The organism is Paraburkholderia sp. GAS348, assembly GCF_050434205.1.
GTDB lineage: Bacteria > Pseudomonadota > Gammaproteobacteria > Burkholderiales > Burkholderiaceae > Paraburkholderia.
Genome location: NZ_JBNPVT010000019.1, coordinates 121909 through 130742, shown reverse-complemented (window position 1 = coordinate 130742; position 8834 = coordinate 121909). Strand labels below are relative to the sequence as shown.

Sequence of the window (8834 nt, the reverse complement as noted above, 5' to 3'; positions counted from 1 at the left end):
CTCCCGTGGTATCGGTGTCGGCCACCGTCGCGCACTGCTGTTGCTCATGATGTGTCTCACACGTAACCCAAACGACGAAGCATTGCTACCTTGGAAGCTTCACAAAATGCCTCTGCCAATACCCGGTCGTGACGCAAGCGCACTTCAAAAGGGGTCTTGCTCGGTACGCCTGCCATCTGACATGCCTTGACCAACGGCATACCGTCGCGAACCAGTTGGACAACCCGGTAGTAATCGGAACCGCTGTACCGTGGCATCGTCACGTCCGTTGCGGTTGTCCGTCGATGTGAATCGCGGATACCTGTACTGGTCCCTTGAAAGCGCCCAGCCAGCCGGATTTGCTGCCAACGTACTCACGGATTTCGCGTCCACTGCGGTCAACAGTCACGACTTCACGTAACTCGCCTTTACGGTGCGGTTCATGCATCGCGTCCTCAATGATCTGTGGCGCGTATTTTCGAAGTAACGGACCATGCTGGCGGTCGAAAGTCAAAAACTTCTCGGAGTGCTGCGCCACCACGGCCAGCAAATCCTGCTCGTAGCTCTCCGGGGTGTGACTATGTTGCGGGAAAGACGGCACGGTCCTGGTTACCTGTAGAACCCTGTCGAGCCGATCACGTACCGCCTGAAATGCTTCCTTCTCATTGGGCTTGAATACCGCCTTTGGAGCGGGACCAAGCCAGTCTCGATCAATGCCCGTTTTCACAGGCAGCATGATTTCGGTGTCGAAATAGGAAGTCATAATCACAGTCCGTGTTCAACCAAAAATTGCTGATGCAACCGGCGCGTGCGTGCCGTGTCGTTGGTCAACGCGGTTTGCAATTGCACGACTCCGCAATAGGGAGCCATCCAGGAATCACGCTTGCTCACGCCCTCGGGCAGGCTGAAAGTAAAAATTGGCCGGTTGCTCAGGTCGAGTTCTCGATGTACGAACAGCCCTGATGCATCCATCGGCTGATCGTGGGCACTGGCACTATCAGCACGAACGACAGGGCGGCCACCCCGTGCGGCATGTCGGCGTTCAAGGTCGGCCCACTCGCGTTGGGTGAAAGCCCTGTAAATAGAATCGATCATGATCTAGCTCCGACAAAATCGGTTATGAATCTGCTGTTGCACTGCGTGCGCGTACGCACTTACGAGTGCCGGTTCCGCGTCGAGCCAGCGGTAAAAACTCGTTCGTCCGATACCAGCCTGTTCGCATGCCTGCAAAAGCGGCTTGCCGTTTGCCACCGCCGCCAGGATCGAATCAATCACGGCATCGGGAACCATGCGGCGTGGTACGGCAGAGGTTTCTTCAATCAAGATGGACTCCAAACGAACAGGTGTTTCATGAGTCAATTGTCCCGGACCAAATGAAGGGCCGCAATTCAATGGAGGCATCAACATGCGAGAAGTGTGGGGTAACTCGCAAATCTGCCCGCCACCGCCCATGCAATTGATTGCACTACTAATTTTCGTCGGCCAGCGAATCGGCCCGTCTTTCTGCAATGACATCTGAATCCATTGTGGCGGTGATCCAGAATTCATCTTTGTTTTTCACCATGCCTCGTGCCGTCATTTCTTCGGCTGTCATGCATCGCCGGTCTTTTCCAAAGTCACCCGTTCGATGCCTGTCGAATGAATAGCTCGAATTGAAGTACTCGCCACACCCTCCACACCGGTTTCTGTCACCACTCAGTTTCATGACGTCCTCCTTCTACTAGGAATGCCTTTGCAGGGTCGCGGTAAACGACCAGGACGGGCTTGTGGGGGCTGGAGGTCACTACCCTACCTTGACGCTCACCAGCCCTCCAAATCGCCCTCATGCCGCTTGCGCCTCCGCGTGCTTCAGCCCCTGGAACATCGTTGCCTTGGTCTTCGCTGCCTTCTCCGCTGCATGCTTCGCAGCTACTGCGGTCCTGGCATGCTGCTTCGCTGCCGCTGCTGCAAGTGCGGCTTGCTGGGCCATCTGATCGAGCCAGTCCTGATGCGTATATCCCTCGCTGTCGTAATCGCCAGCACATGCCACCGCAGGCTCTACGGCCTCGGCCGTGCCGACACATACGTCCACCTCTGCGGACGGCGTGGCGGTCGCTGGCGTGGCCTTGGGGTAGCATTCAAGTAACTCAGGGTCAGCCAGAAAGACAAGGATGTGTTTGGTGAAGAACTTGAAATTGGGTTCTGCCGGTGCGTTAAGGTCTTTCTCCTCCAGATATTCGAACACGGCACAAATACCCGGCCAGTCCCTCGCCCCCAGAATCAAGCTCTCAAGCGTGTCAGTCTTGTCATGTGGACTGGTCTTCAGGCCGTGCTCGATGCGTTCGATCATGCTGCACTCATCGTCATCAAGCATCTTCCGGTAGCTGGCTACCAATCCGGCGCTGAGACAGGTCTTGAGGAGGTCGTCCATGTCGTGAGTCTTTACCATCCGGTTGTAATGCACCCAGTCACCATTCGATGTAACTACCTTGGGTTTGGGTCCGGTTTTCTTCTTTTCAATTTTCGGGGACTTCACAACGGCGTCAGGGGGTGATTCCGGGTTTTGACTCTCGCTGGTCGCCTGTTGGGGTTCAGGAATTGCCCCTGTCGGGTCGTCCGAAGGAAACCCTTGTTTGTATATTTTTTCTTTTGTTTCCTTCTGCTGGTTACCTTCTGTACTTGGGGTGTTGATATCAGCATCCGGTGGGGTGTTGATTTCAACACCCGGTCCCACGTACAGGTAATGTGGACTCCGCACCTTGGCGAAGTACCCATGACTGATTTCCAGTAGAGGCACGTCATTGATTTTGGCTGCAAGCGCTTTCTTGACTGCTGTTCTCGCCTGTTGTTTTGAACACCCACCAAAGAACGACTGCCAGTAAGGGAGTGTGTACGCCTTGGCGCACTTGTGACGCTTGGTGTTGTACTTGATATGGTGGACCATGGTCGCTGCCATCGCATCGAACCCACATGCACGTAGTTCGCCTAGATCGTAGTGACGATCTGAGTCTGAGGGGAGACCTACAGCGGTGCGGGGTTTCTTCGCTGCGGCATTTGCAATCAATTGCGCGGCGGCAACGGCCTGCGTTTTGATTTCTGAGTGATTCACGATGCACCTCATGACATACAAACACGGTTGATGGACTGTCATGAAGGGTCTAGAATAGGAGTCCTCATGACAGAGCCTAGGGACCGTCCTGCAAAGACGCCCAAGGAATACAAGCCCGGTCCCCGTCAAAAGGAATCGGGCTTCTTTTTTGCCGTGTCTGTGTTTAGCCGTCCACGTACGTGGCTCGGTGCTGCGACTTCTACCGCCAGAAACGAAAAGCCCCGTGAAAGCGCTTTGTTCATAGCTGGCTGGGCAAGCCATGATGATCGACCCTGTGCAAGGGGGTGGGGCCTGTGGCCGATCAACACTTTGAGCTATGAACGAAACGTTCTCTACGGGGCTGGTGCAGCGCCCCACCCATCTATATCCACACGTGTGACAGGTTGCCTAGGCCGGTCACCAAGGAAGTCTAGAACACCAGCGGATCGGCGTTTTCGACCAAAACGGCGGACGCACGAAAAGACGCAAAAAACGCACTTTTTCGTTGCTAGGTGTAAACCCCATTAGGGTTTTTAGCTGTCGAAGGTTCGCAAATTGGCGTCACATGAAAACGAACTTGAGTTCGTCGCTGTGTGACTGCTCAACATCGGCGCGCGGCACTACCGGCGAGCGGCCCGCTGTTGAGGTCGTCTTGTGCCGGATGTTCATTCGCTTGCCGCCGATGTGCCACAACAGCCTAGACTCGATATTTGTCGGCGAGAAATTCAAAATACCCCATGTGTTCGTATTTTTTCTCTTTTACAAGTTTAGAGAATTCCTTGAAATCTCGATAGTTTTGCTCATCTCTAATAATTGCTGCGGGCTTGAGATCCATGCGGCGATACTTTGCCAGCCAGTCCTTTGCAGAGGCTCGCACTTTCAAGAACGACAAGCCGAAATTAGTCCGCATTTCAACACGAGAAGTCATGACAATCTCCGTTTTTCGCATGGGCGTGTTTTCCTCTGGAAACGCATTCAGCCTCGTCATCCCGTCCCTGAAAAATGGTTTCGCCGCTCTATATGTTGCCGCAACGTTCTGATTGGCATTTTTAAAATAAATCGTACTGGTTGCCGAACACATTTGCAGGACGTTCAGAGCATAAACGTCTCGCACATTGCTGATGTTCACTGTCGCGCCATTCGTTCCGGGAGCGCTGTATATTGATGAGTCAAAGAGCATCAGTGTTCTTCTGTCATCGATGGGCAAAAATATCTGAAGCCCCTTCGCTCCGTATCCCGTGTTTGCAGCATAAGCACGAAAATTCAAGAATTGGTTGTACATAATCACGGGATTATCACTGACAATAAATCCCTCAGCCGTACAATTCAAAATCAGCCTTGGACTCAAGTCCAACAGCAATGGATAAAGCCCCATCGACATTGACAATGCGTGAACGGCTGGTTCTTTCATTCCGATGCGAAGATTATCTAAATTAATTCCTTCCGCTTTGGCTTTACCCGCAAACACGTGCTTAATGAATTTTTCGGCCATCTCGTCCATTTCGGCGGCAGCGTATGCGGTCCGTGCGCTTTGCATAAGAACAAAGATTAACAAATCCATCCGTGCTTGGCCGTCGCTCGGCAGGCGATCCGTTGCCGAAATTTCCTTCAATATTTCAGAAGCGCGACCCTCTATGCCGCCGATTTCTTTTTCAAACTTCGGGTCACGACCGTAAAAATAATCACGATAGCATTGGTTTGCAAGATTAGCCGAAATGATTTTCTTCTGTGTTTTCAGTACATACAGATTGATGCTATTTTCATCATCACTGAAACGACGCAAATAAAATTTCGGCACATAATGATGTTTTTTGTTGTCGGGCATCCGTTTGCACCCCCACCTACAATTGCAGGAAAATCACTAAAACGTCAATCGACCTTGACCACTGCCGAATCGTCAACCTCATCATCAGGGGTGTCGTCATAGTGATCCATTTCGGCATAAACCAGATAAGTCGCACCCTTGGGGACAATAAAAGTTTCTATCTCGTCGTAGTCGATACCAGGTTCCATAACGTACCCGTTTTCGTACTTTGAAACGATGTTGTGCGCGGCAAAGACCACGGGTAACTTGTCGTGATCGACCTGCCCATTGGCAAGGCCAGCCGGAAAGGTCTTCACCAGCACCTGAATATCCCCCTTCTTTCCGCCGTCCAGTTCAATCGGCACTTTGCCAAGGTTTTTTGGCTTGACGTGCACCACCAATAACCGCCGTGTGTCGTCATAGGGCATGACCTCGGCGGATACCGTGATATTCGGATTGGCTTCGTGCGTGTCTTCCACCGAAAAATTGTGGAACGCCCACCACGCGCCCACGGGTATCGCCACGGTGGACACGCACGCAAACACGATCTCAGCCCACGTCTTTACTTTCTCTAGCTGGAATGCCACGCCCCGCCCCCCCGCCGTGTCGTTGGGTTCTTTGTATGAAGGATCATACCAGGAGCGCCAGCCGCTGACTGTGGGTGGGGGTTTGTCGTGCATTCATTTGCAAATGTCACTAAGGGTGCGGCTCACCACGCCGCGCGGTCAGACGTTGCTGGACCTGCACCTAGTACGATTTGCAGTTAAGATTGTTAGTTTTCCGCCGTAAACACAGGAAAGCTGGCCTGCGCCGGGCATGAGACATGCAATCGACAACAATAGAAGAAATCACCAGTTGGATCACCAACGTTGACCAGTTGGTGCAGTCCGGTAAATGCAAATGCCCGAGTTTCTTCCGGCCACATCATTTCTTGGTGCTGGCGATGGAGTTGAAGCGGAGCGGGGCCACACATGTGGCGCTGCCGGCGACCTTCACGCGTTACGCGGCGCGGATGCGACTGTGGCAAGCAGTCAACATACAACCGCCAATTGTGGTAAGCGAGTACAATTCGCTCGGAAAGTTCCATCCAATCGAGCCATTGATCGACCAAAACGCGGTTGATGACACTAGCGAAAGCTTGGTCGAAATTTTTCGACGTGCCGGCATCGGAGAGGGTCCGGTGGATGGTGCTAGGACGGTGGTACGAGAGTTGCTTGGGAATTGTTTCGCGCACGCGGAGTCAGACAACGGCCTGCACGGTTTGGCCTGCGCACAATTCTGGTCACGCGGCAATATGGCGCAGATCGCGATATGCGATAGCGGCATAGGAATCCGGTCTTCGTTAGCGCAGAATGTGGAATACCTGGTCGAACTTGTGCGGCGCAACGCCTGCGAGTACGCCACTGAATATTCTGTGACAAGTAAGCCTGGCAAGGGGCATTCCGGTTACGGACTGACTTTGGCCAGGGACTTGATGGAACAGGGTAAGAACACCATTTTTGTAGTGTCACACGGCGAGTACTTCTATTCGTCTGGTGGTGTGAGCGGTAAAGGACAGATGCCTACCGCTCTGAAGGGCACGCTGGTGATATTGGAATGGGATACCACGGTGCCCTTGAACTTACGGCAAGTTTACGATGCTTGGCCGCTCCCGGAGGGGATGGATGATGACGACTTCGACCTTTAAAATCTGCGTACATGAGCATTTCCGCGTTTCGACTCGCCCGAACGGTGTCGATGCACGGACGTACGTCCTCAATGCGCTGAAGGATCATGACATCGTTGAACTGGACTTCCAGGATGCCCACCCGACGCCGTCCTTTGCGGATGAGTGCGTAGGCGTGCTTTGCGCGACCATCGGCTGGGAAGCCTTTCGCCAGCGGGTGAAGCTCACAAACGTGTCCGACGATTCGCGTGGCCTCATTAAGCACGTTATCGTGAAGCGTCGCACGGAACATCACGCGCATGCTTGAACGCTTGTGATCAAACAGGAAAAGCCCCTTTGGGGGCTTTTTTTTTCCCCGCGCCTCTAGTGACATTTGCAACCGAATGCGCGGCCCACCACCGCGCGGCGCTGCTGCGCTACAATGTGCGGACCATGCAAATCATCAGCAAGTACCCCTCTGGTTTGATCCTTCACGGCTGGCGTTGATCGCCACGCGTCTGTATTCCCGCGCGTCCGCGCACTGTCTGGCCCTGAGCGTTTTACCATCAGAGAACACCCTCGCCCCGCTGTGCGCCCATTTGATGGTAACGGTGATGGTAAAGAGGCACTCAGGACAGCACCAAAAACCCGTACATCCTTATTTCATAAGGGTTAGGAGCAAATCATGCTGCTAATGATCGACAACTACGACTCGTTCACCTACAACCTGGTGCAGTACTTCGGCGAACTCGGCGAAGACGTGCGCACCTATCGGAACGACGAAATCACGCTGGATGAGATTGCGAAGCTCAACCCGGAACGCATTTGCCTGTCGCCCGGCCCGAGCAACCCGCAACACGCGGGCATCACGCTCGACGTGCTGCGCGAGTTCGCCGGCAAGACGCCGATTCTCGGCGTCTGCCTCGGCCATCAGGCAATCGGCGAAGCATTCGGCGGCCGCGTGGTGCGCGCGCAAACCATCATGCACGGCAAGGTCAGCACGATCGAAACCGACTGCAAAGGCGTGTTCGCCGACCTGCCGAAGCATTTCGTCGTGACGCGTTATCACTCGCTCGCGATCGAACGCGAATCGCTGCCTGACTGCCTCGAAGTGTCCGCATGGACCGAAGACGGCGAAATCATGGGCGTGCGTCACAAGGAACTGGCCGTTGAAGGCGTGCAGTTCCATCCGGAATCGATCCTGTCCGAACACGGCCACGCCTTGCTCGAAAACTTCGTGAAACAGTCGAAGACAGCTCACCGCACCGCTTGAGGAAGAGAGACGAAATCATGTCGATTACGCCCCAGGAAGCGCTGCAACGCACGATCGAGCACCGCGAAATTTTCCACGACGAAATGCTGCATCTGATGCGGCTCATCATGCGCGGCGAACTGTCGCCCGTGATGTCGGCGGCGATCATCACCGGCTTGCGCGTCAAAAAAGAGACCATCGGCGAAATCACCGCTGCCGCTACGGTGATGCGTGAATTTGCCCGACACGTCGAGGTGCAGGACAACTCGAACTTCGTCGATATCGTCGGCACCGGCGGCGACGGCTCGCAAACCTTCAACATTTCCACTGCAAGCATGTTCGTTTCGGCTGCGGCGGGCGCCAAGGTCGCGAAGCATGGTGGCCGCAGCGTGTCGAGCAAGTCGGGCAGCGCGGACGTCCTTGAAGCACTCGGCGTGAATATCGATCTGCAGCCGGAACAGGTGGCGGCTTCGATTGCGGAAACCGGCATGGGCTTCATGTTCGCGCCGAACCATCATCCGGCGATGAAAAACATCGCGCCGGTGCGCCGCGAGCTCGGCGTGCGGACCATCTTCAATATTCTCGGGCCGCTGACCAATCCGGCCGGCGCACCGAATCAGCTGATGGGCGTATTCCACGCCGACCTCGTCGGCATTCAGGTGCGCGTGATGCAGCGCCTAGGCGCGAAACACGTGCTGGTGGTGTACGGTATGGACGGCATGGACGAAGTCTCGCTCGGCGCAGCCACGCAAGTCGGCGAACTGCGTGACGGCGAGGTGCACGAATACGAGATCCATCCCGAAGACTTCGGCATGCAGATGGTGTCGAACCGCACACTGAAAGTGGCCGACGCGGCCGAATCCAAACTGATGCTGCTCGAAGCGCTCGACAACAAGCCGGGCGTCGCGCGTGAAATCGTCACGCTGAACGCGGGCACGGCCCTCTATTCGGCGAACGTGGCGGCGTCGATTGCAGACGGCATCCAGTTGGCGCGCGAAGCGATCGCGAGCGGCAAGGCTCGCGCGAAGGTCGACGAACTGATCCGCTTCACCCAGCAATTCAAGCAGTAACTACGTAGCGAGATACT

Annotated in this window: 11 protein-coding genes; 4 read left to right on the top strand and 7 right to left on the bottom strand. The window is 54.7% G+C overall.

Annotated features, from left to right (window positions below):
- Positions 1–259: 259 nt before the first annotated feature.
- The 7 genes from P3T22_RS25725 to P3T22_RS25695 all read right to left on the bottom strand — a co-directional run bounded on the left by P3T22_RS25725 (position 260) and on the right by P3T22_RS25695 (position 5530).
- Complete coding sequence (locus P3T22_RS25725) at positions 260–742, bottom strand: hypothetical protein (RefSeq protein WP_429326520.1); 483 nt, start codon at positions 740–742, stop codon at positions 260–262.
- A gap of 2 nt (positions 743–744) precedes the next feature.
- The gene (locus tag P3T22_RS25720) at positions 745–1074 is read right to left on the bottom strand and encodes a hypothetical protein (RefSeq protein WP_429326519.1); all 330 of its coding nucleotides are present in this window, start codon (positions 1072–1074) and stop codon (positions 745–747) included.
- Positions 1075–1077: 3 nt separating this feature from the next.
- Positions 1078–1302, bottom strand: a complete 225-nt coding sequence (locus P3T22_RS25715) for a hypothetical protein (protein WP_429326518.1) — start codon at positions 1300–1302, stop codon at positions 1078–1080.
- Positions 1303–1447: 145 nt separating this feature from the next.
- On the bottom strand, positions 1448–1684 hold the full coding sequence (locus P3T22_RS25710) for a hypothetical protein (protein WP_429326517.1): 237 nt from the start codon (positions 1682–1684) through the stop codon (positions 1448–1450).
- 117 nt (positions 1685–1801) lie between these two features.
- A complete protein-coding gene (locus P3T22_RS25705; protein WP_429326516.1) occupies positions 1802–3067 on the bottom strand; it encodes a hypothetical protein in 1266 nt (421 codons plus the stop codon).
- A gap of 676 nt (positions 3068–3743) precedes the next feature.
- Positions 3744–4871: a DUF4238 domain-containing protein gene (locus P3T22_RS25700; protein WP_429326515.1), complete on the bottom strand. Its 1128-nt coding sequence runs from the start codon at positions 4869–4871 to the stop codon at positions 3744–3746.
- Between the two features lie 44 nt (positions 4872–4915).
- A complete protein-coding gene (locus P3T22_RS25695; RefSeq protein WP_429326514.1) occupies positions 4916–5530 on the bottom strand; it encodes a hypothetical protein in 615 nt (204 codons plus the stop codon).
- A 143-nt stretch (positions 5531–5673) separates the two neighbouring features.
- Here P3T22_RS25695 and P3T22_RS25690 point away from each other — a divergent pair, with 143 nt between their 5' ends.
- From P3T22_RS25690 to trpD, 4 genes are all read left to right on the top strand, one after another.
- The gene (locus tag P3T22_RS25690; protein ID WP_429326513.1) at positions 5674–6537 is read left to right on the top strand and encodes an ATP-binding protein; all 864 of its coding nucleotides are present in this window, start codon (positions 5674–5676) and stop codon (positions 6535–6537) included.
- A complete protein-coding gene (locus P3T22_RS25685; RefSeq protein WP_429326512.1) occupies positions 6515–6823 on the top strand; it encodes an STAS-like domain-containing protein in 309 nt (102 codons plus the stop codon). Before P3T22_RS25690 ends, P3T22_RS25685 begins: the two co-directional genes overlap by 23 nt.
- Positions 6824–7180: 357 nt before the next feature.
- Positions 7181–7768, top strand: coding sequence for an aminodeoxychorismate/anthranilate synthase component II (locus P3T22_RS25680; RefSeq protein WP_054036698.1), 588 nt, complete (start codon positions 7181–7183; stop codon positions 7766–7768).
- 17 nt (positions 7769–7785) lie between these two features.
- Entirely contained in the window at positions 7786–8817 is a 1032-nt protein-coding gene (gene trpD, locus P3T22_RS25675) for an anthranilate phosphoribosyltransferase (protein WP_063498097.1), read from the top strand.
- Positions 8818–8834 lie beyond the last annotated feature (17 nt).